This window comes from Kouleothrix sp. 19917 (assembly GCF_057073505.1).
Genome location: NZ_CP097099.1, coordinates 5,406,214 through 5,431,852, shown reverse-complemented (window position 1 = coordinate 5,431,852; position 25,639 = coordinate 5,406,214). Strand labels below are relative to the sequence as shown.

Annotated in this window: 17 protein-coding genes; 5 read left to right on the top strand and 12 right to left on the bottom strand. The window is 64.5% G+C overall.

What is annotated here, in order from left to right; all coding sequences use genetic code 11:
* Nucleotides 1–130 precede the first annotated feature (130 nt).
* From M1P90_RS21930 to M1P90_RS21915, 4 genes are all read right to left on the bottom strand, one after another.
* Nucleotides 131–1,360 (bottom strand): allantoate amidohydrolase, encoded by a 1,230-nt coding sequence (locus M1P90_RS21930; RefSeq protein WP_483697522.1) that lies wholly within the window; start codon nucleotides 1,358–1,360, stop codon nucleotides 131–133.
* A gap of 357 nt (nucleotides 1,361–1,717) precedes the next feature.
* Nucleotides 1,718–2,920: a urate hydroxylase PuuD gene (locus M1P90_RS21925; protein ID WP_483697521.1), complete on the bottom strand. Its 1,203-nt coding sequence runs from the start codon at nucleotides 2,918–2,920 to the stop codon at nucleotides 1,718–1,720.
* Nucleotides 2,921–3,256: 336 nt separating this feature from the next.
* Complete coding sequence (locus M1P90_RS21920; RefSeq protein WP_483697520.1) at nucleotides 3,257–4,624, bottom strand: glycerate kinase type-2 family protein; 1,368 nt, start codon at nucleotides 4,622–4,624, stop codon at nucleotides 3,257–3,259.
* A gap of 278 nt (nucleotides 4,625–4,902) precedes the next feature.
* Entirely contained in the window at nucleotides 4,903–5,712 is an 810-nt protein-coding gene (locus M1P90_RS21915; protein WP_483697519.1) for a hydroxypyruvate isomerase family protein, read from the bottom strand.
* A gap of 226 nt (nucleotides 5,713–5,938) precedes the next feature.
* On the opposite strand from M1P90_RS21915, the gene M1P90_RS21910 reads away from it, so the two are divergent.
* The 3 genes from M1P90_RS21910 to M1P90_RS21900 all read left to right on the top strand — a co-directional run bounded on the left by M1P90_RS21910 (nucleotide 5,939) and on the right by M1P90_RS21900 (nucleotide 8,868).
* Nucleotides 5,939–6,874 carry a metal ABC transporter substrate-binding protein gene (locus M1P90_RS21910; RefSeq protein WP_483697518.1) on the top strand — a complete coding sequence of 312 codons (936 nt, stop codon included), beginning with the start codon at nucleotides 5,939–5,941 and terminating at the stop codon, nucleotides 6,872–6,874.
* Nucleotides 6,875–7,119: 245 nt separating this feature from the next.
* Entirely contained in the window at nucleotides 7,120–7,905 is a 786-nt protein-coding gene (locus M1P90_RS21905) for a metal ABC transporter ATP-binding protein (protein ID WP_483697517.1), read from the top strand.
* A gap of 111 nt (nucleotides 7,906–8,016) precedes the next feature.
* Nucleotides 8,017–8,868, top strand: coding sequence for a metal ABC transporter permease (locus M1P90_RS21900; protein WP_483697516.1), 852 nt, complete (start codon nucleotides 8,017–8,019; stop codon nucleotides 8,866–8,868).
* Between the two features lie 240 nt (nucleotides 8,869–9,108).
* On the opposite strand, the gene dnaN is transcribed toward M1P90_RS21900, so the two are convergent.
* Complete coding sequence (gene dnaN, locus M1P90_RS21895; RefSeq protein WP_483697515.1) at nucleotides 9,109–10,242, bottom strand: DNA polymerase III subunit beta; 1,134 nt, start codon at nucleotides 10,240–10,242, stop codon at nucleotides 9,109–9,111.
* Between the two features lie 409 nt (nucleotides 10,243–10,651).
* Here dnaN and glyA point away from each other — a divergent pair, with 409 nt between their 5' ends.
* Both glyA and proC read left to right on the top strand, forming a co-directional pair.
* On the top strand, nucleotides 10,652–11,971 hold the full coding sequence (glyA, locus tag M1P90_RS21890; RefSeq protein ID WP_483697514.1) for a serine hydroxymethyltransferase: 1,320 nt from the start codon (nucleotides 10,652–10,654) through the stop codon (nucleotides 11,969–11,971).
* Between the two features lie 292 nt (nucleotides 11,972–12,263).
* Nucleotides 12,264–13,082 (top strand): pyrroline-5-carboxylate reductase, encoded by an 819-nt coding sequence (proC, locus tag M1P90_RS21885; protein WP_483697513.1) that lies wholly within the window; start codon nucleotides 12,264–12,266, stop codon nucleotides 13,080–13,082.
* A 424-nt stretch (nucleotides 13,083–13,506) separates the two neighbouring features.
* On the opposite strand, the gene M1P90_RS21880 is transcribed toward proC, so the two are convergent.
* The 7 genes from M1P90_RS21880 to M1P90_RS21850 all read right to left on the bottom strand — a co-directional run bounded on the left by M1P90_RS21880 (nucleotide 13,507) and on the right by M1P90_RS21850 (nucleotide 25,638).
* The gene (locus tag M1P90_RS21880; RefSeq protein ID WP_483697511.1) at nucleotides 13,507–14,037 is read right to left on the bottom strand and encodes a PspC domain-containing protein; all 531 of its coding nucleotides are present in this window, start codon (nucleotides 14,035–14,037) and stop codon (nucleotides 13,507–13,509) included.
* Nucleotides 14,038–14,135: 98 nt separating this feature from the next.
* Complete coding sequence (locus M1P90_RS21875; protein ID WP_483697510.1) at nucleotides 14,136–14,888, bottom strand: metallophosphoesterase family protein; 753 nt, start codon at nucleotides 14,886–14,888, stop codon at nucleotides 14,136–14,138.
* A 135-nt stretch (nucleotides 14,889–15,023) separates the two neighbouring features.
* Nucleotides 15,024–16,877 carry an ATP-binding cassette domain-containing protein gene (locus M1P90_RS21870; protein WP_483697509.1) on the bottom strand — a complete coding sequence of 618 codons (1,854 nt, stop codon included), beginning with the start codon at nucleotides 16,875–16,877 and terminating at the stop codon, nucleotides 15,024–15,026.
* Between the two features lie 285 nt (nucleotides 16,878–17,162).
* Nucleotides 17,163–18,965 (bottom strand): ABC transporter ATP-binding protein, encoded by a 1,803-nt coding sequence (locus tag M1P90_RS21865; RefSeq protein WP_483697508.1) that lies wholly within the window; start codon nucleotides 18,963–18,965, stop codon nucleotides 17,163–17,165.
* A 206-nt stretch (nucleotides 18,966–19,171) separates the two neighbouring features.
* The gene (locus tag M1P90_RS21860) at nucleotides 19,172–21,982 is read right to left on the bottom strand and encodes a glycoside hydrolase family 2 protein (RefSeq protein ID WP_483697507.1); all 2,811 of its coding nucleotides are present in this window, start codon (nucleotides 21,980–21,982) and stop codon (nucleotides 19,172–19,174) included.
* Nucleotides 21,983–22,355: 373 nt separating this feature from the next.
* Entirely contained in the window at nucleotides 22,356–24,149 is a 1,794-nt protein-coding gene (locus M1P90_RS21855) for a glycoside hydrolase family 2 protein (RefSeq protein ID WP_483697506.1), read from the bottom strand.
* A 229-nt stretch (nucleotides 24,150–24,378) separates the two neighbouring features.
* Nucleotides 24,379–25,638: a family 1 glycosylhydrolase gene (locus M1P90_RS21850; protein WP_483697505.1), complete on the bottom strand. Its 1,260-nt coding sequence runs from the start codon at nucleotides 25,636–25,638 to the stop codon at nucleotides 24,379–24,381.
* Nucleotide 25,639: the final 1 nt, after the last annotated feature.

The following is a 25,639-nucleotide window of genomic DNA, read 5'->3' as shown; positions in this document are numbered from 1 at the left end:
TCAGATGGCAGCCATCTGACAGCGCGAACTATACACGAGCGTAGGGTGAAATGTCAAGCGGTGCGCAGGTGCCCAGGTATTGGCGGGGCATGGGGCAGGGCGGCCCGAACAGGCACGGCGCTGCTTTTTCCTACCCAGCCAGCAAGCGCAGAAAACGGCTCAGCGCCGCAATGCCAGCCGCTACATCGGCCTCGCTCACCGCCTCGGCGGGGTTGTGGCTGATGCCGCCCGCGCAGCGCACAAACAGCATTGCGATCGGCGCAATGCCCGCCAGCATCACGGCGTCGTGGCCGGCGCCGCTCGGCAGGCGCAGGGCGGGCGTGCCGCCGTCGGCGACCGCCTGGGCGAGCAACTCGGTCAGGCGCGCATCGCAGGCGACGGCGTTGCCAGTCTGCACGGTTTCCCAGCGCAACGTCAGGCCGCGCGCCGCTGCAATTTCCTCGGCGCGGGTGTGGAGCGCCGCGCACGCGGCCGCGCGGATCGCGTTGTTCTGGTGGCGCACATCGAGCGAGAGCGCCGCCGCGCCGGGGATGACGTTGCTTGCGCCGGGCTGCGCGCCAAGCTGGCCGACCGTGGCGACCAGTCCGTCGGTGGCGCGGGCGTGGGCTTCAACCGCCAGCACCAGCTCGGCAGCGGCAGGGAGCGCGTCGTGGCGCAGGGCCATTGGCACGGTGCCGGCGTGCCCGGCCACGCCCACAAACTCGGCCGCGATGCGGCTCTGCCCGGCAATCGCCGTCACCACGCCCAGCGGCAAATCGTGCGCTTCCAGCACCGGCCCCTGCTCGATGTGCAGCTCGACATAGCCGAGCAGGTCGTCGCGCTCGCGCGCGGCGCGGGGGAGCGCGGCGGGGTCGCCGCCAAAAGCGCGAATCGCCTCGGCCAGGGTGGTGCCGCCGGCGTCTGTGCGCGCGAGCCAGGCCGGGTCGAAGCGGCCCGCCACGGCGCTGCTGCCCAGGTAGGTGCTGTGGAAGCGCACGCCTTCTTCGTCGGCAAAGGCGTAGAGCTCGATGGCAAAAGGCAGGCGCGCGCCCGCATCGTGGAGCTGCTGCATGGCGGCGAGCGCGGCCAGCACGCCCAGCGGGCCGTCGTAGCGCCCGGCGTCGCGCACCGAGTCGAGGTGCGAGCCGAGCAGCAACGTGGGCGCGTCGGGCGCGCTGGCGGCGTAGCGCCCCACCATGTTGCCAATCGCGTCCGAGTGCACGGCCATGCCGGCCTCGCGCATCCAGCCCGCAACGAGCGCATTGGCGCGGACCAGGGCGGGCGTGGCAAAGGGGCGCGTGATGCGGCCCGGCTCTTCGGTGCAGGCGGCCAGCGCATCGCAGCGCTGCATCACCACGGCGGCGTAGTTTGAGTGCGTCATAGTTTCTCTCGAAGGACGAAGGATCACCGACGACGGACGACCGGAGAAAGACGATTAACCGCAAAGAGCGCAAAGGGTCAAGGACGAACGAAAAAAATTACCACGGAGGCACAGAGGCACGGAGATTTTTGAGAACGCAAGACAGCAGCGTATCTGTAAAATCCTTCGCGTCCTGAGTGCGGCGCAGCCGCGTATCGAAGGACGCGGCCGAAGAAGGTGGAAAGACGACCAAGACACGAGACACGAGACGCGAGACACGAGACACGAGCGGAACTCTTTCCTTGTCTCCTTGTCTCCTTGTCTCCTTTGCTAATGGCCAACCTTCCAACTTTCAAACCTGCAACCTGCAAACCTGCTTTACTGGTCGAGCTTCGCGCCCTGGTCGATCCACGCGCCCAGCAGCGCGCGCTCCTCGTCGGTGATATTGGTTTTGTTGCCGAAGGGCATGGTTTTCGAGATGACGGCGCGCTCTTTGATGCGGGCGGCCATGCGCTGAATGACCTCGGGCTGGTCGAACATCACGCCAGCGGGCGCGACGGTGAATTGCGTGTCGGTAGGATGAGCCGCGTGGCACTGGATGCAGCGCCGCTGAATGACATCGCGCGCTGCCACAAACGACACCGGGCCGCTGGCTGCCGCGCTGGCCGGGCCGCGCTGCCGCGCCATCAGGATCGTCACGAGCGAAAGGGCGATGATCGCGGTGGCGGCGGCATAGCGCAGCCACGGCCCGTAGGTGAAGCGGATGTTCATGAAGTGGCGCACCACCGCCCCGCCCACCATCAGGATCGCCAGGATCAGCCAGTTCAGCGCGTTGCCGTAGGTGCTGGGGAAGTGATTGCTAACCATAATAAACAGCACTGGGAAGGTCATGTAGTTGTTGTGGATGGAACGCTGTTTGGCGCGGTTCGAGAGCGCGGGGTCCTGTGCCTTGCCGGCGCGCGTGGCTGCCACCAGCTCACGCTGCGAGGGCACGACATAGAACCAGACATTCGCGGTCATCAGGGTGCCGAGCAGCGCGCCGACGTGGATGTAGGCTGCCCGCCCGCCCAGCACCTGCGCGAGGCCATAGGTCACGGCAATCAGGAGAATAAACGAGATCGCCGCGGCGAGCTGCGGGTTCTGCTTGCTCAGCGGCGAGCGCCACAGGAAATCGTACACCAGCCAGCCGAACACCAGCGTGCACACGCCAATGGTGATCGCCAGCCCGGCGCTGATATCGGCCACGCTTGGGTCGACCATATAGGCTGCGCCGCCCATGTAGTACACCACAATCAGGAGTGTGATGCCCGAAACCCAGGTGGTCAGGTTCTGAAACATGAACCAGTGCACTTTTTCGGGGTAGGGCATGCCGGGCGGCAGCAGCTTCTTTTCGACCTCGTAGAACGCGCCACTGTGCAGCAGCCAGATTTTGCCCTGCACGCCTTCCTTTGGTTCGTCGAGCGGGCGCAGGTTGCGGTCGAGCCAGTTGAACAGCAGCGAGTTGCCGATCCACATGATGCCGGCGATCACATGCACCCAGCGGACAATCAGGTCAAGCAGTTCGTGAATCGTGGCATCCATAGCGCATCTCTCTCGTATCTGCGGAAAAACGAACGACGAAGGCAGGCGCGTGGGCGCTCTTCGTCGTCAGCTGGCCGCCGGCATCGTTGCGTGGGCGGGGCATAGTAGCAGCATTCAGGAGTCAGGATTCAGAAGTCAGGAGCGTTTTGGCTTTCCCAAGCCTTCGCGCATATCAACCTGTCCCGTTTGAACTGCACGCCGCAGTAGTATAGCATAGAGTGCGGGAAGCAGCGGTGCCGTTGGAATGCGCAATTCGCAAGCCCAAAGAAGTATTCTGAAAACCCTTGGTGCCTTGGTGTCTTGGTGGTTAACGTTCTCAGGCTCGCGGTTTCGCAGCTACTCACCCAGTGCCGCCACGAACAGCAGGTCGTTCACGTTCGTTTGTGTCGGGCCGGGGCGCAGCAGGTCGTCCAGCGCGGCGAAGAAGTGGTAGGCATCGTTGCGGCGCAGGAAGTCGGCCGGGGCGAGGCCCTGCGCCCGCGCACGCGCGAGCGTGTCGCCGGCCACTATCGCGCCCGCTGCGTCGGTCGGGCCATCGCCGCCGTCGGTTGCGAGCGCCACCACCAGCGCGCCGGGCAGGCCAGCCATGCCTTCAACCGCGCCCAGCGCCAGCTCCTGATTGCGCCCGCCCAGCCCTTCGCCGCGCAGCGTCACCGTCGTTTCGCCGCCAGCCACCAGCAGAGCTGGCCGTGCCAGCGGCGCATTACGTAGGACTAATTCACGCGCCAGCCCCGCCGCCACCCGCCCAACCTCGCGGGCCTCGCCTTCGAGGTAGGTCGTCAGCAGCATGGCGTTGAAGCCACGCGCGCGTGCGGCGGCCACGGCGGCTTCGGCGGCGTGCACATTGCTGGCAATCACGGTGTTCGCCACCCGCGCCCAGAGCGGCTCGCCGGGCTTGGGCGTTTCGGGAACCGTGCCCGCCAGCCCACCCCGCAGATGTGCGACCAATGCGGGCGGCAGGGTTTCTGCCAGCTCCCAGCGCTCGGCCACTGCCCACGCGTCGGCAAACGTCGTCGGGTCGGGCGTGGTTGGCCCCGAGGCGATCACATCCAGCGGCGAGCCGATCACATCCGACACCACCAGCGCGGCGACGCGGGCGGGCGCGGCCATGCGCGCAAGCTGCCCGCCAAACAAGCGCGTGCTGTGCTTGCGCAGCGTGTTGATCTGCTCGATTGGCGCGCCGCAGCGCAGCAGCGCGCCCGTCATGGCTTGCAGATCGGCCAGCTCCAGCCCCGGCGCGGGCCAGGTCAGCAGTGCCGAGCCGCCGCCCGAGATCAGCACCAGCACAAGATCATTGGGCTGTGTGTTGGCGAGCAGCGCCGCGATCCGCTCGGCCCCGGCGACGCCGCGCGCGTCGGGCACCGGGTGGCCGGCCTCGAACAGCGCGAACTGCGCGTCGGGCGCGATCTCGCCAACGTGGCTGTCTTTGGTTACCAGCACGCCAGCGGTGGCGCGTTCGCCCAAAACCTCGCGGGCGGCGCTGAGCATGGGCGCGGCCGCCTTGCCCGCCGCCACCAGCAGCACCCGCCCGACCGCTTCGTAGCGCTGGCCGGCCACCACAATCGCGTCGCCGTCGCACTGCAAATGGGCGCGCACTGCTGCGGCTGGCTCAACCGCCGCCAGCGCCGCCGCCATGATCTCGGCCAGCGCGTGGCCCTGCGGGTGTGCGCGCAGCGTGTGCGTCAGCAGCCGATCAGCGTCCATCGCAGGCCTTTCTGATGCGGATTTCAGAAGATCAATTTATCCGCAGATTACGCAGATTACGCAGATACACTATAGCGAAGTGCAGAAGTATTGGGCCACAGAGAACACCGAGGCTTCGTCGTGAGCTCAGCCGAACGGACTCCGAGTTTTGATTATCACCTTCAGTGGCCTCTGTGGCTCTACCGTTTTGCTGTCGGCCATATCTAAACAATCTGTGGAATCTGCGTAATCTGTGGATTATATTCTTCTTTCAAACCTTCGTGTCTTCATGGGTAAAACTACAGCCTGAGCGCCGACGGCGCAACTGGCCCGCGCCGGTCGGGCGGCAGCCAGCCCAGGCTCGCGGCTGAGTCGCCCAGCGGGTTGTACTCTGCGCTGATCACGCCAGTGTAGCCGCTGGCGGCAATCGCCTCGAACAGGTAGCCGAAGCGCAGTTCGCCGGTGCCGGGCTGGTTGCGCCCAGGCGAGTCGGCAAACTGCATATGCCCAATGCGCCCGGCCAGATCGCGCACTGTCGCGGCAATGTTCCCTTCCATGCGCTGCATGTGGTAGATGTCGTACTGCAGCTGCAGGTTCGGCGCGCCAACCGACTCGATGAATTCCAGCGTTTCGCGGCTGCGCGTAAACACGCACGGGCCATTGTCCCAGCTATTCAGCGGCTCGATCTGCACGGCCACGCCAGCCGCCTGCGCCTGCGCGGCCAGCCAGGCATACTGCTCGCGCAGCTGCGCCAGCTGCTCGTCGTGGGGGGCGTCGGCGCGCCACTTGCCGGCCAGCGCGTTCATGCGCGGGCAGCCGAGCTGCGCGGCCAGCTCCAGCGCGACAGGCACATGCGCCCGAAACGCCGGCAGCCGCGCCGGGTCGTTCAGCAGGCCGCGCTCGCCCGCCGCGAGGTCGCCGCCGTCGAAGTTGACGAGCGCCACGCGCAGGCCAGAGTCGCGCACGCGCCGCGCCAGCGCGGGCAGATCTTCGCCGTGCGGCCACCAGAACTCGGCCACGCCAAAGCCCAGCCGCGCCGCCTGGTCGAAGCGCTCCAGAAATGGGTATTCGCGCAGCAGAATCGATACGTTGATGCCAAATTGCAGCATGGCGGTTCCTGTAGCGATGGGCGGCCTACTCTACCGCCCGCGCGTGGGGCTGTCAAGAAATACGCACAACTCAATTGAACATCCATTCATTCGATCAATTGAGCAAGTAATACGATATTACATATCAATATCATACTAAATATGTATTTGAAATATCGTTTTTATTGATATATAATATCAATTACTGGAAATCGAACGCATCTCGCATGCCCATCAGGAGCCCGGAATGTCAACCTCAGAAAAGAACGTTCGCCCCACACGCGGCCGCCGCCTGTTTCTGCTCGCCCTGCTGCCATTGCTGCTCGCCGCCTGTGGCGCGTCAGCGCCTGCGGCCACACCCGCTGCGCGCACAGTTCGTGCCGCCACCACCATGAGCGTGCTGGCCGACATGATTCGCCACGTCGGCGGCGAGCGCGTGCAGGTCACGAATATCATCCCGGTCGGTGCCGGCCCGGAAGACTACCAGCCCAGCCCCGACGATGCGCGCGCGCTGGCCGAGGCCGATATTGTCTTCTACAACGGGCACGGTCTGGAGGGCTGGCTGGCCGACCTGCTGAGCAACGCTGCGCGCCCCGGCCAGCCGCAGATCGCCGTTTCGGAAGGTTTGCCCGCGCTCGGCGCAAACGACGAATTCCGCGAGGGCAACCCGCATTTCTGGATGAGCGCGGCCTTTGGTGCGCGCTACGTCGAAAAAATTCGCGACGGCCTGATTGGCATCGACCCGGATGGGCGCGCGATTTACACCGCCAACGCCGCCGCCTACAGCAAGGAGCTGCTGGCACTCAACGAAGAACTGCGCCAGCAGGCCGCCGCGCTGCCACCCGAGTCGCGCAAAATCGTCACCAACCACGACGCGCTGCCCTACTTTGCGCAGGAATATGGCTTCACCATCGTCGGGAACTTGCTTGGCAGCGCCGAAAGCGAACCGTCGGCGGGCGATCTGGCCGCGCTGGTGCAGCAGATCAAAGCGCAAAATGTCAAAGCTGTGTTCTCCGAATCGCAGTTCAGCCCGCAGCTCACCGCCACCATCGCCCGCGAGGCTGGCGTGAAAGTCGTGGCAAACCTCTACACCGACACGCTGGGCGAGGCTGGCTCGGGTGTGGCGAGCTACGCCGATATGCTGCGCTACGACATGCGCACCATCGTCGATGCGCTGCAATAGTGGGGGGATAGGAGATGGAGGTTAGGGGATGGGGACGAGTCATCCACTCTACAAATGCAAATAGGATTGCTTTATAGCGCGATGGCTGGTTTTCAGTTTTGGTTCTTGGTTCTTATAGGGCTGCTTTATCTGCGTAATCTGCGTAATCTGCGGATAAGAAATTCTTTCAGCCCTTCGTGTCTTCGTGCCTTCGTGGTTAAACGTTTCTCCGCGCTTCCATAGAAATTATTACAGGAATAACCGTCGTGATCGCTCTCCAATCCAAACTCGAAACCCGGCTCGCTGCCACGCCCGCGCTGGCCGTGCAGGGCCTGAGCGTCCAGTATGGCGCGCAACCCGCGCTGGAAGATATTTCGTTTGCGCTGCCGGCCGGCCAGCTGGTTGGTATCATCGGGCCGAACGGCGCGGGCAAAACCACCCTGCTGAAAGCTATTCTCGGGCTGGTACCGCGCGCGGCCGGCAGCGTTGCCGTTGGCGGGCAGGCGCTGGCCCGGCGCGGCCGCCAGATCGCCTACGTGCCGCAGCGCGACGCGATCAACTGGCGCTTTCCCGCCACCGTCGCCGATGTGGTGCTGATGGGCCGCTACGGCCGGCTGGGCTGGTTCCGCCGCCCCGGCCCGGCCGACCGCGCCATTGCGCAGGAGTGCCTTGCGCAGGTGGGCATGGCCGCCCTGGCGACCCGGCCGATTGCGCAGCTTTCGGGCGGGCAGCAGCAGCGCGTCTTTCTGGCGCGGGCGCTGGCGCAGGAGCCCGATGTGCTGCTGCTCGACGAGCCGATCAGCGGCGTGGACGCGCCGACCCAGGAGTCCATCCTGGCCCTGCTGGCCGAGCTGGCGCGCGCCGGCAAAACCCTGCTGATCACCACCCACGATCTGCGCTGCAACATGGAATTCTTCAACGGCCTGCTGGCGCTGAACCGCCGGCTGGTGGCGCTTGGCCCCGCCGCCGAAGTGCTGACGCCCGCCACCCTGGCGCGCACCTACGGCACCCAGATCGTGCTGGCCAACGGCACCGAAGTCGCGCTGACCTGATGCAGCGAGGGAGACATAGAGAAAAAATAGCGTCCTGAGTAGGCCGAAGGCTGTATCGAAGGGCGCGTCTCGCGTCTCGCCTTCCAAAATAGTATTGCTACGAGAAATATAATGACATGCACCTCACTCTGGGCCTGCGTGGCCGGCCCGCTCGAATTTGGCTTTATGCAGCGCGGCCTGCTCGCCGCGATCATGATCGCGATCATCTGTGCGGTGATTGGCGCGTTTGTGGTGCTGCAAGAGCTGGCGTTTATTGGCGACGCGCTGGCGCACGCCTCGTTTCCGGGCGTTGTCATCGCGTATTTGTTGAAGTTCAACCTTGAGCTGGGCGGCGCGCTGGTGGGCATTTTTACCGCGCTTGGCATTGGCGCGATCACGCGGCGCAGCAAGCTCAGCCAGGATACGGCGATTGGCGTGCTGTTCGCGGGCACCTTTGCGCTGGGCGTCGTGCTGCTTTCGACAGTCAAGAGCTACACGAAGGATTTGTTCGGCCTGCTGCTGGGCGATGTCCTTGCAATCGGCACGGGCGACCTGTGGGTGATTGCGATCAGCGGCGCGCTGATGCTGGCGATTGTGGCGGCGCTGTATAAGGAGCTGACGCTGCTCAGCTTCGACCCGATTCAGGCCGAGGTGATTGGCCTGCCGGTTGGCCTGCTGCACGAGCTGCTGCTGGCGCTGATGGCGGTGACGATTGTGATCGCAATTCAGACGGTGGGGATTGTGCTGGTGGTGGCGATGCTGGTGACGCCCGCCGCCACTGCCACCTTGCTGGCGCGCCGCTTCCCAATGGTGATGCTGCTTGGCGCGATTCAGGGGGTGATTGGCGTGGTGGCTGGCCTGTATCTCTCGTTTTATTTCGCGGTGGCCTCGGGCGCGACGATTGTGCTGGTGCTGACGGCGATGTTTGGGCTGGCGCTGCTCGTTGCCCCGCGCATGGCGCGTTTGCGCACTGCAACAGCATAGTGCGCTTTCAGCGCGGGGGTTAGGGGTTGGGGTTTAGGGATTGGGATTTGCGATGAGCAACAAAGCCTTTCACTTCCCGAAAACCTTACGTGGAATTGCATTAGCGGAAAGCGAAATGAGAAAGCCACAGAGAGCACCGAGAACACTGAGTGTTTGTTTCGCCTCGGTGTTCTCGGTGCTCTCTGTGGCTCTATTTTGTCTGCGTAATCTGCATAATCTGTGGATTACTTCCGGTTCGTGCTAGCGCACCGTCATTGGCATAACGATGTGCAGGTAGCCATCCGCGCCGACCGGCTTGAACACGCCCGGGTTCTGCGCCGTCTGCGTCTCGATTGCGATCTGCGGCGTCTTGATCGCCGCCAGCGCCTCGCTCAGGAACTTGACGTTCAGCGCGATCTGGCCGCCATCGCCATGCACCATGCCATCGAGCTCGCCCTTGTTGTCGCCCACCTCGGCCGCGTTCGCGCTGATGATCAGCTTGCCCGGGCTCAGCTCGCCGCCCGACTCAAAGGTCAGCCGCACGATGTTCGAGGAGGCGTTGGCGAAGTAGGAAGCCAGCTTCACCGCCTTGGCCAGCTCCTGCGTTTCGAGCACGGTGCGCGTGGCGTGGTTGCTCGGGATGATCCGCTCGATGTCGGGGTAGCGCCCTTCGATCAGGCGCGACACCAAATCGGTGCTTTCGGTGTGGAACAGCACCTGCCCGCCGCTCGGCGTGACGGTGATCTCGACATTGCTTTCGGCATCGCCAATAATCCGGCTCAGCTCCAGCAGCGCGCGCGCAGGAATAATGACCTCAATCTGCTCGGCCACCGGCTCGGGCAGCTCGATTGTGCGCAGTGCCAGCCGAAAGCCATCGGCGGCGGCGAAGGTGGCCGTCTTGCCGCGCAGGCGCATCAGCACGCCGGCCAGCACCGGGCGCGTGTCGTCGGTGGCGGCGGCAAAGGCGACCTGGTCGATGGTTTCGCGCAGAAGCGCGGGTGGGAACGACGCGGTGGGCGGCACATCCGAAACCGTCGGGATGACTGGGAATTCGTCGGCCTCGATGCCCTTGATGCTGGAATCGTAGCGCGCACACTTGATCGCAACCGTCTGCGTGCGGGCATCGAGCTGCAGCGAGATCTTGTCGTTCGGCAGGCCACCCACCACATCGGAGAGCAGCTTGGCCGGGATGGTCACCGCGCCATCCTCTTCGATCTTCGCGCCGATCCAGCAGGTGATGCCAATTTCGAGGTTGGTGGCGGCGAGCTTCAGGCGGCCATCGTCGGTGGCAAGCAAAATATTCGAGAGCACGGGCAGGGTGCTCTTGCCAGCCACGGCGTGGCCCACAATCGCCAGGCCGCGCTTGAGATTCTCCTGCAGGCAGGATAGCTTCATACCTCGTCGCTCTCTTTCCGCATTATTCGTCTGATTTCACGGGGAAAATGGCTGGCCCGCGTCTGCCGCAAAACCGCTTCTGTAAGCCGTACACAGCGCTTCGCGGCAGGTTGCAGCAGGCAAAACAGCACGTTTGTATGGAGCTGGAATTATAGCATAGGTTGTGCCCGCTCACAATTTGCGGGCGCGGTTTTGCGCCGGCAATGCGTAGCTGTGTAGGGGGCATATGCCGCATCGTATTGGTGAATTGCGTGGCTCAGGGCGCGGCGTGGGTGCGCGTTGCTGCCGGCCTCAATCCGCCCCACACAATCAGGTATAATAAGCCGCCAGCTTTTTGACGACGATTCGGCGGTGCGTGCCACATGCTGCGCGTTCGCCGGCGATAACTACCGCGCTATAAGGAGGAATCATGTCGGTCATTGACACGATCTGGCAGAACGACCCCGACGTTGCCCGCATTCTCGCCAGCGAGGCGCGCCGCCAGCGTGATGGCCTGGAGCTGATCGCCAGCGAGAACTATGTCAGCCGCGCCGTGCTGGAAGCGCAGGGCTCGGTTCTTACCAACAAGTACGCCGAAGGCTACCCGGGCAACCGCTACTACGGCGGCTGCGAGTTTGTCGACGAAGTGGAGAACCTGGCGCGCGACCGCGCCCGCGAGCTGTTTGGCGCGGCCTATGCGAATGTCCAGCCGCACTCGGGCACGCAGGCGAACATGGCCGTGTACTTCACCTTTCTCAAGCCTGGCGACACCGTGCTGGGCATGAATCTGTCGCACGGCGGCCACCTGACGCATGGCTCGCCCGTGAATTTCTCGGGCCAGCTGTACCGCTTTGTCGCCTATGGTGTCGACCCGCACACCGAAATGATCGACTATGAAGAGGTCGAGGCGATTGCGCGCCGCGAAAACCCGCGCATGATCACGGTTGGGGCGAGCGCCTACTCGCGCGCGATCGACTTTTCGCGCTTCCGCCAGATCGCCGACGCAGTGGGCGCCTACCTGTTCGCAGACATTGCGCACCCGGCCGGCCTGATCGCCAAGGGCCTGCTGCCCAGCCCGGTGCCCTATGCGCACGTCACCACCACCACCACGCACAAAACCCTGCGCGGCCCGCGTGGCGGCCTGATCCTGCTGGGCGAAGATTTCGAAAACCCATTTGGCCAGAAAGCCGCTAAGAGCGGCCGCACGCTGATGATGTCGGAGCTGCTCGACAAGGCGGTGGTGCCGGGCATGCAGGGCGGCCCGCTCATGCACGCCGTTTCGGCCAAGGCGGTCGGCTTCCGCGAGAACCTGCAGCCCGCCTTTGCCGACTACGCCGCGCAGATCATTCGCAACGCGCAGGCTTTGTCCGAGGCGCTGGTTGCGCGTGGCTACCACATCATCTCGGGTGGCACCGACAACCACCTGATGCTGGTCGATCTGCGCAGCAAGAGCAAGAGCATCACCGGCAAGGCCGCGCAGGAAACGCTGGATCGCGCGCACATTACGCTGAATAAAAACTCGGTGCCGTTCGACGACAAATCGCCCCTGATCACGAGCGGCGTGCGAATCGGCACGCCCGCGATCACCACCCGCGGCATGGGCGTGGCCGAAATGGAGCGCATCGCCACGCTGATCGACCAGGTGCTGAGCAATATCGAGGATGAGGCGACCATTCAGCGCGTGGGCGAAGAGGTTAAGGCGCTGTGTTCAGGCTTCCCGGTGCCGGGGGCGGATGGCTACGAGAAGTAGGATCAGGTGTCAGAAATCAGAAATCAGGAACCGTGCCACATCCAGCAGGAAATTTGCTGCTGAATGCTGTATTCTGACTCGTGAATGCGACGCAGTGTTCAAATTTCGCGAAATGGGACGCAGATAAACGCAGACGAACGCGGATACGAAGCGATATGAACCATGATCCGCGTTTCTGCGTGTGTCCGCGTCCAATACAGTCCGAATCGTGAACAGGTCTTCGGGAGCAATTGTGCGCACGGCAATCGCTTCTGACTCCTGAAACCTGACTCCTGAATACTGGGAGGGTATGATGATCCGAGACCTTCGCATTGCGGTGATCGGCGCGGGCATTATGGGCGAGGCGATGATCAGCGGCATGCTGCGCCACGAGCTGGTGCCGCCCGAGCAGATCATGGCGACCGAGCTGCGCGCCGACCGCCGCGACGAGATTGCGGCGCGCTATGGCGTGCAGGTGACCGACGACAATGTGGTGGCGGTGCACTGGGGGCAGGTGGCGGTGTTCGCCGTCAAGCCGCAGACGCTGCCCAAGCTGCTGCCCGATCTGCGCGGCACGCTCAACGACGGTGAGCTGGTGATTTCGATTGTCGCGGGCGCGCCGATTCGCCACTTCGCCGAGCTGCTTCAGCACCCGCAGGTGGTGCGCTCGATGCCCAACACGCCCGCGCAGATCGGCGAGGGCATGACGGTGTGGACGGCGGCCGACGCCGTGACCGAGGAGCAGCGCGGCTGGGCGCGCACCATCCTCGAGTCTTTCGGGCAGGAGCAGTACGTCGACGACGAGAACTACCTCGACATGGCGACGGCGCTTTCGGGCACCGGGCCGGCCTATTTCTTCCTGCTGATGGAGGCGATGGTCGATGCGGGCGTGCATCTGGGTTTCCCGCGCTACATGGCGCAAAAGCTGGTGCTGGAAACCATGCAGGGCTCGGTGCTGTATGCCCAGAAAAGCGGCAAGCACCTGGCCGAGCTGAAGAATGGCGTGACCTCGCCGGGCGGCACCACCGCTGCCGCGCTGTACGAGCTTGAGCGCGGCGGGTTGCGCACCGTGCTCACCGACGCGATCTGGGCGGCCTACCGGCGCTCGGCCGAGCTGGGCAAGGGGAAGTGACCGCAGGAGTCAGAAGTCAGGATTCAGGAGTCAGAACGATACACTGACAGAGAACAAAACGGCCGTGCATTGCACGGCCGTTTTGTGTTGGCAACGATGTTGGAGCAGAGCGTTTTGCGGGCGGAATGAAGAGGAACATGCCCCGGCGTGGCTTGGTCGTAGTGTGGACCAGGGCAATGGCTACGAAGAAGCAATTTCGTGAAGGTGCGATGCGTGGCGGCAATGTGGATTGAACAACGACGCTGCTCCTCTTCGGTTCGAGTTATAGCATAGCGCCTGCGCGCCGCATTGAGAAGCCAGCCAGATTACGCAGGGATTACGTACATCTCACTTTTTTGTCATCCGTTGGGCTGCGCGAACAGGGCGCAAAAAAGCCCGGGGGCGGCGCACCACCCCCGAGCCTGTTTGTGTGAAAGAAGCGGACTTACTTATTGCGGCGCAGCACCAGGATGCCCGCGCCAATCAGGATAACTGGCAGCAGCATGCGGCCAAAGCCCGGGATCATGCCCAGCAGAATGAACGCGCCGACGCCCAGCAGAATAATGCCCAGCAGGCGGTTGCGGCGATCTTCCGGCGCGGCACTGCTGGCCGGCGTGCCGCCAACATTGTTGATCGGGATCTCCGTCTCCGGGTCGATCGGCTGGCCAGTCATCGGGTCGTAGCGCACGCGCCGCGTGGACACAAACACCTCGCGCACTTCGTCGCCAACGCGCTGGGCCTGCTGGCGCATTTCGTCAAACACCTCGCCCGGCGCGGCGCGCTGCCCGCCCTCGGCCGGCATAATCAGCCACAGCACCGGGTAGAGCAGAATGCCTACGCCGCTGAGGGCCAGCGCCACAAAGGCCAGGCGCACAATCACCGGGTCGATCGCCAGGTACTGGCCAATGCCGCCAGCCACGCCCGCAATAACTTTATCGGTGCGGCTGCGCATCAGCCGCTGTGTCGGGTTGTACATCGTCGTCTCCTTGAGTATCTACGGCTTGTGGCCGGGTCGTTTCGTTCCTGCCAATGAGACGGCGGTGCTGCGGGCTTTGTTGCACGGTTTCGCCCGAATTATGAAGACGCGCCGCGATACTGCTCGATTGCGGCATCGGCGTGGGGGCGCCCGCCGTCGCGGTAGGTGGCGATGAGCGCATCCACGTCGAATGGGACGCGGCGGAACTCCAGCCCAAAATGCGCGCCGTCGGCGGTGACGATGGCATACTCGGCCCACGGGTCGGCGCGAAAGCCCGCTTCGTCCTGCTGGTGGCTGTACGCGAAGCCGATGCTGCCGGGGTTGAAGAAGCGGCGCGCGCCCAGGCGGCGGATCTGCTGGAGGTGGGTGTGGCCGCCGGTGAGCAGCTGCGCCGCGCCGCCGCCTAATAGCGCCTCGGCCTCGTCGTCGGGCGTGCTGGGCAGCAGCACATCGTCATACGAAGCTGGCGAGCCGTGGAAGCAGAGCAGTTGCTGACCCGTACCAAGCTCGAGCGTGATGGTGGGCTGAAACGCGGCGATGAACTCCCGGTCGGCGGGCGCAAGTTGCGCCAGCGACCACTCGCGCACATCGTCCATGCGGCGGCGGCGCTCGGGTTCGATCTGCTCCGCGCCACTGTCTGCGCCAGTCAGCAGCCAGTCGTCGGCGTTGCCCATGACGGTGGGGATGCCAGCCGCGCGCAGACGCGCCACGACCTGCGCAGGTTGCGGGCCGCCCTGAATGGCGTCGCCCAGGCAGACGATTCGGTCAACTCGCGCGGCCTCGATGTCGGCCAGCGCGGCGGCAAATGCCACGTCGTTGCCGTGAATGTCGGAAATCACCGCGACCCGCATGGCTGCCTCCTTTGTCTTGTTAGCGGAAAATCTTTTTTGTTTACCACCAAGACACCAAGACACCAAGGACTGTTTTTAATAAACCTTGGTGTCTTGGTGTCTTGGTGGTCGCGTATCTATAAAAATAGTGGACGATTAGTGTGCCATTGCCGCAACTGGCTCGTGCTCGCCGGCCCACAGCCGCCGCAGCTCGTCGCTGGTGGCCAGCAGCTCGTCGAGCGTGCCGCGCGCTTCGATCATGCCGTCTTTCAGCACAACGATCTGGTCGGCGCGGCGCAGCGCGGCACGGCGGTGCGAGACGGCAAGAATAGTTGGCAGCTGGCGGTCGGCAGGTGGCAGTGGGCCGACTGCTGGCTGCTGACTGCTGACTGCCGACTGCCGACTGCTCAACCGTTCCCACAGCGTTCGTTCCGTCTCGACATCCAGCGCGCTCGACAGGTCGTCGAATACCAGCAGCGCGGGCTGGCGCACAAACATGCGCGCAGCGGCGGCGCGCTGCACCTGCCCGCCCGAAAGGCGCATGCCCTTCGCGCCAACCGCCGTCTCCAGCCCATCCGGCATTTGCGCGAGGTCGTGCTCGAACACCGCCAGCCGCAGCGCGCCCGGCAGGTTGGCCTGGGCTTCGGGCTGGCCCAGCAGCAAGTTTTCGCGCAAAGTGTCGCTGAACAGGCGCGGGGCCTGGGCAGTGTAGGCGGCGCGCGGCGGCACAAAGAACGAGCCGGGCTGGGCCACTTCCGCGCCATTCCACAGCACCGCGCCAGATTCGGCGGGTAGCAGCCCAAGCAGCGTGCGCAGCAGCGTCGTCTTGCCCGAGCCCACGCGCCCGGTGATCACGGTGAACGAGCCGCGCGGCACCTGGAAGCTGACATCCGCAATCCCGCGCCCCGAGTCGGGGAAGTGGAAGCTCAGGCCGCGCACCTCTAGCGCCTCAAAGGCGGGCGCATCGCGGAAGGCATCTTCGGCGGGCGGCTGGTTCCACACCGGGCTGTGGCGCACCAGTGTTTCCGAAGGCGCGCCTTGCAGCAGCGTGACCATGCGCTCGAAGGAAATGCCGGCCTGGCGGTACTTCGCCAGAATTTTGCCGAAGTGGCCGGTAAAATGGGCCAGCAACCCCAGGTAATAAACGAACAGCGCGAAGTCGCCAATGGTGAAGGTGCCGCGCTGAATGGCCGAGGCGGTGAGCAGCAGAATCGCGCCGGTGCCGAGGCTGGCGGCATTCTCGAACACCGCATTCAGCACTTCAGTGAACAGGCGGTCGCGCAGGCCCGACACGCGGCGGGCATCGTTCAGCGTGCGGAAATGTGCCACCGCGCGCTCTTCCGCGCCGGCCACCTGCACTGCCTGCACCGCGCCAAACAGCTCGCCCACAAAGCCGGTGACATCGCCAGTGGTGGCGCGGCTGGCCCGCCGGTAGTTCTCGATCCGCTTGCGCGCCATGTTCGTCACAACAAGCACCAGCACCAGCGGCAGAAACACCGTGAGCGTAATAAAAGCGTTGATGCTGAACATAATCGACAGGCCCGCCGCCGCAAAGCCGAACATGGCGATCAGGTCGTTGAAGTGGAACATGCTCCACAGCGTTTCGTCGATATCTTCGCGGAAACGGCTGACTGCCTCGCCGGATGAGGCCGGCAGAGCCCGCGCGCCCGGGCGCTCAAGCACGCGCGCCAGCAGGTTTTTGCGCAGCAGCGCGCCCGTGGTATACACAAACGTGGTGTTCGTGGCGGGCAGCACCAGCAGCACAACCACCTGCGCCAGCCCGTTCATTGCCAGCAGGGCCGCCAGCGTCCCAATGCCAAGCTGCGACGGCTCTTGCCCGCTGAGCGTGTTGAAGAACTCGCGCGCGATCAGGCCCGGCACCAGGTCGAGCAGCAGCACAGCGGCGATGGCCGAGAGGTTTGCGACATACGCGGCCGGCGCAAAGCGGATGAGCCGCCAGTAGTACCACCACGCCGGGCGCATCTTCGGTTGGGCGGTTGTGGCTTGCATTGCGTTCCTTTTGGAGTTTTGAATTTTGAGTGTTGAGTTTACGATTTTGTGGTTTACGCAGTTGCGTTCTTTGGCATATCAGCCCTCTGCTTTTCGCCTGCGGCAGCAAGGTAGAAACGATTCTTTTTGTGTGCAATTTTTCCGCGCGTAGCGCAGAAAAATTGCACACAAAACTGCCAAAGGCTCAGCAGACCAACTGCGTAAGCCTAGATTTATCGAACCTGCAACCTGCAAACGTGCAACCTGCCAACTCAACATTCAGCATTCAACACTCAACACTTTTCCCTACGCCAGCACTTCGTCCATTCCCACGCGCAGCAGCTCGGAAAAGCGCGAGTCGGGGTCGTCCATCAGCGCGGCGCGCGGGCCATACTCGCGGATGTGGCCGTCTTCGAGGATCAGAATGTCGTCGGCGCGCAGCACGGTGGCGAGCCGGTGCGCGATAATGATGCCGGTGCGCTCGCGCAGCAGCCGGTCGACGGCGTGCTCGATCATCGCCTCGCTGGCCGGGTCGAGCCGCGACGACGCTTCATCGAGGATGACCAGGCCGGGCGCGCGCAGAAAGACGCGCGTGAAGGCGAGAATTTGCGCCTCGCCAGCCGAGAGCCCGCCGCCCGGCGCTAGCACAGTGCCCAGGCCATCGGGCAGAGAGTGGAGCCACGGCAGCAGCCCCAGGTCGCCCAGCACGCGCTCAATCGTCGCGTCGGGAATAGTCGGGTCGAAAAAGGTCAGGTTGTCGCGCACGCTGGCGTGGAAAAGCTGGACATCCTGCGTGACCATGCCAATGCGCTGGCGCAATTCGCTGCGCGCGGCGTCGCGCAGGTCGATGCCGCCCACTCGCACCGCGCCGCCAGTCGGGTCGTACAGGCGGAACAGCAGGCGCGTGAGCGTGGTTTTTCCGCTGCCGGTGCGGCCAAGCACGCCCAGCGTGCGGCCGGGTTTGATCGCAAGCGAAATGTCGTCCAGCACAATGTCGGCGGGCGCTTCTGCCTCTTCCTGCTGCGCCGTTTCTTCTGCCGCGCTGCCCATGCCGCCAGCCGCGTCGTCGTAGGCAAACGTCACCCGGTCGAACTCGACGCCGAGCGCGCCAGCGGGCAGGGCTGTGTCGCCATCCACAAACGAGCTTTGGGTCGCGTACAGCTCCTGAATACGCGCAATGCCGGCGGTGGCGCGCTGGAGATCTTCGATCTCGCGGGTAAGCTCGTGGATGGGCTGGTACATGAGCTGGGTATAGAAAAACACCAGGTAAGCGGTGCCAAGCGTGATCTGCCCGCTGTCGAACAGCGATTTCGCCAGCAGGTAGCCCGACGCCGTGCCGATTGCAAAGAGCAGAATCGGCGCGAACCATGTGCCCGAGCCGATCAGCGCGGCGCGGCGCTCGCTGCGCATGCGGGCGCGGCTGCGCTCGGCAAGCCGGCCAAGCGTGTAGGCCACCGCGCCGCTGGAGCGAATATCTTCGGTGCCCGACAGGCGCTCTTCGACAAAGCCGAACAGCTCGGCGCTGGTCTGGCGCGCAAGTTTCCAGTAGGGCACGGCAATGCGCTGCACCCATGTGATGATTGTGACCACCGCAACGGCGAAGCCCGTCAGCATCAGGCCGATCTGCCAGTTGGCAAGCGTCAGCGCGACCAGGATGCCCACCACCAGCAAGAGGCTGCCGAACACGCGGATCACGAACTGCGAGAAGAAATTCGCCAGCGCCGTCACATCGCCGTCGATGCGCTCGATCAGCTCGCCGGGCGTGCGCGCCTTGTGGAAGCTCATGTCGAGCTTGAGTGTGTGGAGCGCAAGGTCGGCGCGCATCTGATTGGTCGCCGTCCAGCCAACATTTTCGGCGATGTAGGTGGCGGCGACGTTTAGCACCTGCGTGGCAATCGCCACAACGATGAACAGGATGGCTGCGTTGATTAGCTGGCTGGTTGCGCCGCCGCCCTGCGCGCTGTCGATGAAATAGCGCAGGATTTGCGGGTTGGCGATTTGCAGCGCGATGCTGCCCAGCAGCAGCACAGCCAGCATAAGCACGCGCCCGCGCTGGCGCTGGAGGTAGGTGCTCAGCAGCGCGCGATATTGTTTCAGCGCCTGATTCATAGTGTTTGGCCCACAGCGGCGCGCCACTTCGGTGGCGGTTCGCCCTTGCTATCGTGCACATATGTTCGAAGGTATGACTATAGCCGCAGCGGGGTTTTTTGGCATCGGCCAAAAGGTTGACGCGATGTAAACAAATTGCAAAGGCACAGAAGGCACCGAGTTTTGTTTCGTACTCAGTGCCCTCTGTGCCGCTGTGGTGCGCTGTTCTATGCAGGGCGCGTGACGTAGCGCAGCATGTCGTTCAGCATCGTCAGCGCCACCGGGTGGCTGGCAAGGTGCGTGCTGAGCTGAAAGGTGGAAACAAGCAGGCGGCCCGCGCCGTAGCGCCGTTCGGCTACTAGCGCGACCGTGTCGTGCAGCCAGCCGACGAACAGACCGGCGTGGACGTCGCCCGCGAACTCGGCCGGCGCGCAGCCAACGATCACATTGTCGGGCGTGAGGCCCTTGAAGGCGAAATCGACCAGGCCGGCGCTGGGGAGGCCGGTGAAGATGCGATCCTGCCGCAGCCAGCTAAAGCTGCTGGCCCAGTCGCCCTGCCAGCCACGGCCGGCGCGCGGCGCGACGCCAAAGCGGTTGAGGTAGGCGTGCTGCGAGTCGGGGCCTTCGGCCAGCCACAGCACGCGCCCGCCGGTTTCGACATGCGCGCGCATCTCGTCGGTCAGGGTCGTTGCCAGTGCGACATCGGCCTCGGCCAGCGTGCCAGCCACGGTGAAGCCCAGGCCGCGCAGGGTTTCGGCCAGCTCGGGCGCGTAGATGCGCGCTGGCGCGGGTGCGGCCCATGCGCGCGCCAGCACGTCGATCTCCTGGTGGTTGCTGGCCAGCACCGCGCCATCCGCACCAACCAGGCGCAGATCCAGGCGCAGGCGCGTGCTTTCGGCCAGCTCGGGCGTGTCGAAGGCGACCGTGCCAAGCAGGCGCGCCTGCCCTTGTGCGCAATCCACGTTCTTGATCTCGCCGCTGATCGCCGGCCAGCCAGCCAGCCGCCATTCCAGCGTTGCGCCGCTCAGGTTGGCTGTCGAGAAGTGCGAGAGCGACACGCTCACTTCGCAGCGGTCGCCCGCCCAGAGCACCGCGTGCGCGGTGGTTGGCACCAGCATGTCGTCGGCATTGATCGCCGCCAGATCGTCGTAAAACGCCTTGGGGTTGCGGCACATGTCGAGCAGGCCGTTGCACTCCCAGTGCACGTCGGTGAACTCGGTAATGACATAGCCGACGATGCTGGGGTACAGGCGCATGCGCTCGATCTCGTACTTCAGCGCGTTGAACTCCGAGCGCTGGCTGGCGGCGCTCAGGTCGCCCAGCGTGGGGAAGACTTTGTCGAGGTGGAAGCGCGCAAAACGCTCGTCGACGCCGTGCGGGTAGACCACGCCATCGCCCCATTCCATCCCGGTCTCGAACCACCAGGGGTCGCGCCCACCATAGCCTTCGCGCAGCAGTTCGACATTCGGCAGGCCCCAGTTGCCGAATTCCGACACCAGCAGCGGCTCGTGGCCGGTGGTGCGCACCTCGGCGGTGTGCGTGCGCGGCCCGCGCTGCCAGAAGTTGCCACGCAGCGCGCGCCAGTCGTCGAAGTTGGCATAGCTGTGCGCAAAGGCCCAGTCGGGCCGCGCTGCAAAGGTTGCCACCCACTCATCCCACTGCGCCGCGTGGTCGGGCATGGCGTAGTAGTTGTGGAAGTCGAGCAGGTCGGTGACGACGTGGAAGTTGCCATAGCAGGCCGAATTGCCCACGATCAGGCGGTGCGGGTCGAGCTGCTTCATGAAGTCGTAGGTATCGGCCAGCCAGGCGCGGTGATCGGCGTTCGCGCCCAGGTCGGTGCCCCAGTTTTCGTTGATGATTGTCCAGATGATGATCGAAGGGTGGTTCCAGTCGCGCGCGACCATGCCTTCGAGCGTGGCGCGGGCACGGCGCTTGGCGGCGGCGGTCAGGTTCTGCCAGTTGGGCAGTTCCGTCCAGATCAGCAGGCCAGCGCGGTCGGCGGCGTCGTAGTAGCGCGGGTCGGTGATTTTGATGTGTGTGCGCAGGCAGTTCAGGCCCATGTGCTGGGCTTTGGCGAACTGGTCGGCAATCGCTTCGTCGCTGAAAGGCGTGTAGATCAGGTCGGGGTAGTAGTCCTGGTCGAGCGCGCCCCGCAGATAGATGACCCGGCCATTCAGCAGGATGTTGCCATCGGGCGAGGTGGCGATAGTGCGCATGCCAAACGTGGCGCTCAGGCTGTCGCTGCCCAGGGTTGCGGCGACCTGATAAAGGTTGGGCTGCCCAATATCCCACAGCAGCGCGTCGAAGATCGGCAGCGCCACAGCGATCGTGGCTGTGCCAGCCGGGATGATGTGCTCGGATGTGCTTGTGCTGCCACGCGGGTTGGTCAGCGCGAGGGTCACGACGGCATCCTGCGCGGCGGGCTGGCTGAGCTGCACTTCCACCCGCGCCTGCGCGCCCGGCACATCGGGCGTGACGCGAATGGCGGCAATGTGCGTGGCCGCGCGCGTTTCGAGGTAGACGCTCTGCCAGATGCCGCCAAGCGGGCCATACCAGCTTTGCTTGCCGTGCGGCACTTCCGAGAAGGGGTAGTCGGGGAAGCGCGCCGTGTCGGTGCTCGCATCCACGACCTTCACCACCAGCTCGTTCGCGCCATCAGGGCGCAGCGCGGCGCTGGCATCCAGCTCGAAGGGCAGGTAGCCGCCCTCGTGCGCGCCCAGCAGTTGGCCGTTCAGCCACACCGTCGTGTGGTAGTCGACCGCGCCGAAGTGCAGAACATAGACGAAGGACGAAGGACGACCGACCACCGATTGATCAGGCCCAGTGTTCGTCTTTTGTCCTTCGTCCTTCGTCATTGGAAAGGTGTGGCGATACCACGCCACGCCGCTGTAGTCGCGCATGTCGTCGAACTGCGCTTGCCATGGGCCCGGCACGCGGATCGCGCGCGGCGTGGCGGCCAGGGCGTCGTGGCCCAGCTGGCCCTGTGGGTCGGGGAAGAACTCCCAGGTGCCATCAAGTGTGATCCGGGTGCGGGACATCGGGTTTGGCTCCTTGTTGCGAGTGTTGAGTGTTGAATGTTGAATGTTGAGTTGAACGGTTGGCAGGTTGCAGGTTGGCAGGTTGCATATCACGTTCCCTGCCAACTGCGTGCGGGACATCGGGTTTGGCTCCTTGTACGGTTGCGGGTTTGGAAGTTAGCAGGTTTACAGGTTGCAGGTTGCAGGTTGCATATCACGCTCCTTGCCAACTGCGTGCGGGACATCGGGTTTGGCTCCTTGTACGGTTGCGGGTTTGGAAGTTGCAGGTTTACAGGTTGCAGGTTGCATATCACGCTCCCTGCCAACTGCCAACTGCTGACTGTTTGGTTCCGCGGTTCTGCGGTTCTGCGGTTCTCGGTTCTTGGTTCGTCGCCTAGCGGCTGGCTTCTTCGATGGCGGCGGGGCGCTGCTGTACGGCGCGAATGCGCTCCATGTCGAACTTGGTGCCACGGTCGAAGGTATAGATGCCGTTCTGCTCCTGATACACGTCGGTGAGCTGGGTGTAGCAGTAGCCAAACATCAGCGGGTCGCCCAGCAGCGCGTCGAACAGGCCCTCGAAGCGCGTGTAGAACTCGTCGAGCGACCGCACACGCTCGCCATAGCCCCACGAGTCTTCGCCCTCTTTCGCGGCCGGGCTCCACCAGATGCCGCCAAACTCGCTGACGAAATAGGGCTGGCCGCGATAGGGGATCGACTGATCGCGATTCGAGCCATGCGCCGGGTTCAGGTAGGGCGTGCCATCGGCCAGACCGGCGTGGCGCACCTTGAAGGTGGCCGGGTTCTGGTCGTAGTCGTGGCTGTCGTACACATCGGCCTCGGGCACGCGGTGGGCATAGCCCGAGGTGTCGAGCACCGGGCGGGTGTTGTCCATCGCCTTGGTGGCCAGGAACATGCCGCGCGTCACGTCATCCAGCACGCTGGTGCGGTCGGTGAGCTGCTGCCAGGTTTCGTTCAGCGGGCACCAGCCAACAATGCTTGGGTGCGAGTAGTCGCGCTCAATCGCCTCCAGCCACTCGGTGATATAGCTCGGGCCGGGGCGCTGGTGGTCGTTCTCGGGGCCAAAGTGGCTGCAACCCCAGTCGGGGAACTCGCCCCAGACGATGTAGCCCATGCGGTCGGCGTGGTAGAGGAAACGCTCCTCGAAGACCTTCTGGTGCAGGCGCGCGCCGTTGAAGCCGGCGTCCATGCTCAGCTGAATATCGCGCACCAGCGCCTCGTCGCTCGGCGCGGTCAGGATGCCGTCGGGGTAGTAGCCCTGGTCGAGCACCAGCCGCTGGAACACCGCCGCGCCATTGATCTTGATCGCCTTGCCGTCGATGGTTACGCTGCGCAGGCCGGCGTAGCTCTGCACATGGTCGATCACTTCGTCGCCGTGCAGCAGCTCGATGTCGAGATCGTACAGGAAGGGGTCGTCGATCGACCACAGGCGGCGGCGCTCGGCGGGGATGGGCAGGTCGAGCTGCGGGGCGAAGTCGGCGTCGGCGGCGCAGCTGATTGAGCAGACCGCGCCGTGCTCGTCGCGCAGGGTGGCGCGCAGGATCGCGCCATGTGGGCGCGCGCCGCTGATCGGCTGGGTGATGCGAAACACGCCGTTCGCCACGTCGGGCGTAATGCGGGCGCGCTGCAAGAACGCCACCGGCACCGGTTCCAGCCACACCGTCTGCCAGATGCCGGTGGTGCGGCCGTACAGCGCGCCATGTCCGGCGAACTGGTGCGCCTGCTTGCCACGCGGCTGCGGGATGCCGTGCGTGTCGCGCGCGCGCACCACAATTGTGACGGCATCGCCTGCGCTCGCGTTCGGCACCTCAACGCTGAAGGGCGTGAAGCCGCCGCGATGGCGGGCCACTTCCGCGCCGTCGATCCACACGGTTGTGTCGTAGTCGACCGCCTGGAAGTGCAGCAGCACGCGCTTGCCGGCCCAGTCTGCCGGGATCGTCACTTCACGGCGATACCACACCGCTGGCATGAAGTCGGGGTTGCCAATGCCCGAAAGCTCCGACTCCGGGCAGAATGGCACGGTGATCGTGCCGTTCAGCTCGCGCCCGGTCAGGCCGCGCTCCAGGCCGCTGTCGCCGCCATCGATCTCGAACTGCCACTCGCCATTCAGGCACAGCCAGTCGGCGCGGGCAAACTGCGGGCGAGGATATTCTGGTCGAGGGGTAGACATAACCATACTCCTTGTTGATATGCGCAAAAAAAGGCGACAGAAAATGAACCCCGCGCCAGCGGCGCAGGCAGGAAGCGCAACGAGCGCGGGTGGTGGTTTTAACCCCAATATCTTTCAAATAGCCGCAAAGGCTCAACGATGCCAAGATTTTATAGCGCTCTGAAGCCTTTCGTGTCTTCGTGCCTTCGTGGCAATCGTTCCCAGTTGCCTTGTTTGAAAGGCATTATTTTTAGCGTAGCTCGCTGGTCGCATTGCCTTGCACATAGGCGCGATAGCGCTCAACCAGCGCCGTCGCGTGGCGCACCAGCACGCCCGCCGCGTCAAACTCCGAATCCCACAGGCCCAGGTGCAGCAGGTAGTCGTGCAGCGGCGCGTCGCCAGTGCGGTAGGCCCAATCAATCATGGTGATAATTGGGAACCAGGTGTAGCCAAGCACCGGGATGCCATCCGCCTGCGCCGCGCGCACCGCCGCGATGGTTTCGTCCATCCAGGCCGCCCGCCCGGCAATATCGGCCCGCGCGCTGGTTTCCGTCACAAACAGCGGCTTGCCGGTGTGCTCGTAGCTGCGGCGCAGCACCGCTTCCAGCAGCCGGCCATCGCTCGGCACCGGCGCGCTTGTTTCCGCGCCGCTGGCGTCAACTGCCACCGTGCTGGCGGACCACGGGTAGAAATTCACGCCAAAAATATCGTGCTCGACGGCGCCGGCCCGCAGCACCGCCAGGTCGTCTTCGCTTGCGCCATTCTGCGTCAGGTAGTCGTGCAGCGGGTGCGCCGCGCCCACCGAGCCGCGCACCAGATCCCAGGCCAGGAAGTCGTGGGCCTCGCGCGTGGCGACCGCATCCCGTGCCGCAGGTGTGGCGGGCGCGTGCCAGCGCATCGCTTCCACCGCCACCAGCACGGCGGCCGGGTCGGCGGCGCGAATCGCCCGCGCAGTGTGCTGGATGCCGCGCGCGATTTGCAGCAGCACGCGCACATAGCCCGTATCGCCGCGCAGGTAGGGCGGCCACTCGCCGCGCCGCCCGCAAAATTCTGCGTTGACGGTTGGCTCGTTCAGTGGCGTGTAGAAGCGCACCAGCCCGGCATAGCGCCGCGCAAACGCCGCCGCGTACGTGGCCACGCTTTCGGCATAGCTCGGGCCGGCGAAGCTGCCGCACAGCCAGGATGGCGTGCCATAGTGCATCAGGTCGATGATCGGCTGGATGCCCAGCTCGCGCACCATATACGGCAGCACTTCGTCGGTCCAGCCCCAATCGAACTCGCCGGGCCGCGGCTCGGCGCGGTACCACGGCACGCCCCAGCGCAGCATACGAATGCCAAGCGACGCCGCCCGTTCCAGGTCTTCGCGCCACTGCTCGTAGTGTTGCGTCAGCTCATATTCGTCGAGCGCGCGCAGACCGGGGCGCTCCTGCGGGATGAAGGTGTCTTCGATGCCGCCAGCCCATGCGAAGGAACTGTTGAATGCTACATGTTGAGGTTTGAATTGGTCCATT

Coding starts and splice junctions, on each gene's coding strand:
- M1P90_RS21930 (WP_483697522.1), bottom strand. CDS start 1,360: ATGACGCACTCAAACTACGCCGCCGTGGTGATGCAGCGCTGCGATGCG.
- M1P90_RS21925 (WP_483697521.1), bottom strand. CDS start 2,920: ATGGATGCCACGATTCACGAACTGCTTGACCTGATTGTCCGCTGGGTG.
- M1P90_RS21920 (WP_483697520.1), bottom strand. CDS start 4,624: ATGGACGCTGATCGGCTGCTGACGCACACGCTGCGCGCACACCCGCAG.
- M1P90_RS21915 (WP_483697519.1), bottom strand. CDS start 5,712: ATGCTGCAATTTGGCATCAACGTATCGATTCTGCTGCGCGAATACCCA.
- M1P90_RS21910 (WP_483697518.1), top strand. CDS start 5,939: ATGTCAACCTCAGAAAAGAACGTTCGCCCCACACGCGGCCGCCGCCTG.
- M1P90_RS21900 (WP_483697516.1), top strand. CDS start 8,017: ATGACATGCACCTCACTCTGGGCCTGCGTGGCCGGCCCGCTCGAATTT.
- dnaN (WP_483697515.1), bottom strand. CDS start 10,242: ATGAAGCTATCCTGCCTGCAGGAGAATCTCAAGCGCGGCCTGGCGATT.
- glyA (WP_483697514.1), top strand. CDS start 10,652: ATGTCGGTCATTGACACGATCTGGCAGAACGACCCCGACGTTGCCCGC.
- proC (WP_483697513.1), top strand. CDS start 12,264: ATGATCCGAGACCTTCGCATTGCGGTGATCGGCGCGGGCATTATGGGC.
- M1P90_RS21880 (WP_483697511.1), bottom strand. CDS start 14,037: ATGTACAACCCGACACAGCGGCTGATGCGCAGCCGCACCGATAAAGTT.
- M1P90_RS21875 (WP_483697510.1), bottom strand. CDS start 14,888: ATGCGGGTCGCGGTGATTTCCGACATTCACGGCAACGACGTGGCATTT.
- M1P90_RS21870 (WP_483697509.1), bottom strand. CDS start 16,877: ATGCAAGCCACAACCGCCCAACCGAAGATGCGCCCGGCGTGGTGGTAC.
- M1P90_RS21865 (WP_483697508.1), bottom strand. CDS start 18,965: ATGAATCAGGCGCTGAAACAATATCGCGCGCTGCTGAGCACCTACCTC.
- M1P90_RS21860 (WP_483697507.1), bottom strand. CDS start 21,982: ATGTCCCGCACCCGGATCACACTTGATGGCACCTGGGAGTTCTTCCCC.
- M1P90_RS21855 (WP_483697506.1), bottom strand. CDS start 24,149: ATGTCTACCCCTCGACCAGAATATCCTCGCCCGCAGTTTGCCCGCGCC.
- M1P90_RS21850 (WP_483697505.1), bottom strand. CDS start 25,638: ATGGACCAATTCAAACCTCAACATGTAGCATTCAACAGTTCCTTCGCA.